Below are 1269 nucleotides of genomic sequence, written 5' to 3'. Positions count from 1 at the left end.
AAGTAGCGTGCGCGTAGCGCATATGCTTACCTTAAATTATACCAAAAGAAGTTTACAAAAGAGGTTTATTTTAAGCTGACGGCTGACAGCTGACAGCTGTTCGCATAGCGTGAGCTAAAAGCTCACGACTGAATACTTACATAAAAATCTCCCCAATCTCCCCATCTCCCCATCTCCCCATCTCCCCATCTCCCCATCTCCCCACACCTCCCACACTCCCCTCTCTCCACCTACTCTTTACTCTAATGCCTTTACCACTTGAGTCATTCCATCAAGTAATTTTTTATTTTTTTCGCTCCTAGCGCCATAGAGACGGGCAGAAAAGACTGTGATTAATTCCATCATGTCTTGGGTTAATTCGTCTTCAAAGCTGACTCCCTCTGGGGATTTATTAATGATAACGACTTCTGTGCCAAACTCTTCACAAATGGTAAAGATTAATTCTGAGCCAAATCTCAGCAATCTATCCTTGTGAGTAATCACCAACCGTTCAACATCCCCTGTCATAATTTTTTTGAGTAATTTGTTCAATCCTTTTTTGTGATAATTTAAACCACCCCCGAAATCAGAAATAGTCTCGTATTGCCAACCATTAGCAGTGCTAAAATTTTCTAATAATTGAATTTGAATCCTCAGGTCTTTTTCTCGCTCATCACTGGAAACTCTGGCATAGTTGATGGTCAATCTGTCCGTCAATGGCTGAGAATTTCTTGGTGTTATATGTTTGATATCTTTAAGGTAGAATCGTCGTTGTCCAGTAGGTGAACGTTGATATCTGATTTTTCCCCCATCAGCCCACCGTCTTAGGGTTTTGGTAGAGACTCCTAGCTGTTTAGCTGCCTCCCCAATGCTTAATGTCATCTCAGAATGACTTTCCATATCAATGCTAGATCTCATGACTCCGCTCTCTATTATTCCTCATTTCGTAAGTAATGTCCAAGGGTGTCTATTTTTTATAGAGAGGCAAGCTAGCAATAGGCAATAGGCAAGAGGCAAGCTAGCAATAGGCAACCTACCAAGAGGCAAGAGGCAAGCTAGCAATAGGCAAGAGTAGCAAATTAATTATTTATTATATAATATAATTCCAGGATAATTATAGCAGTCGCCAGGGCAGTTAGGACATCGACATTAGTCTCACACCCTTTGTAAGCGATGCAGAGGTGCGACCCGTGGCGAATTTAATTCGCCAAGGTCAAGCGCACCTAAGCGGTCTTGGGGGTTTCCCCCACTCGCTATTGCATCAAGAAGCGCAAGAGTTTGACTTCTGAC

Annotated in this window: 1 protein-coding gene; it reads right to left on the bottom strand. The window is 42.3% G+C overall.

What is annotated here, in order from left to right; genetic code table 11:
* Positions 1-237: 237 nt before the first annotated feature.
* Complete coding sequence (locus tag F6K37_RS43070; protein ID WP_044493348.1) at positions 238-879, bottom strand: IS607 family transposase; 642 nt, start codon at positions 877-879, stop codon at positions 238-240.
* Positions 880-1269: the final 390 nt, after the last annotated feature.

This window comes from Moorena sp. SIO4E2, from assembly GCF_010671945.1.
GTDB classification, from domain to species: Bacteria; Cyanobacteriota; Cyanobacteriia; order Cyanobacteriales; family Coleofasciculaceae; genus Moorena; species Moorena producens.
This window is presented reverse-complemented; position numbering and strand designations above follow the sequence as displayed.

Excerpts from the sequence above, each read along its gene's own strand:
- F6K37_RS43070 (WP_044493348.1), bottom strand. The coding sequence starts at position 879 with ATGGAAAGTCATTCTGAGATGACATTAAGCATTGGGGAGGCAGCTAAA.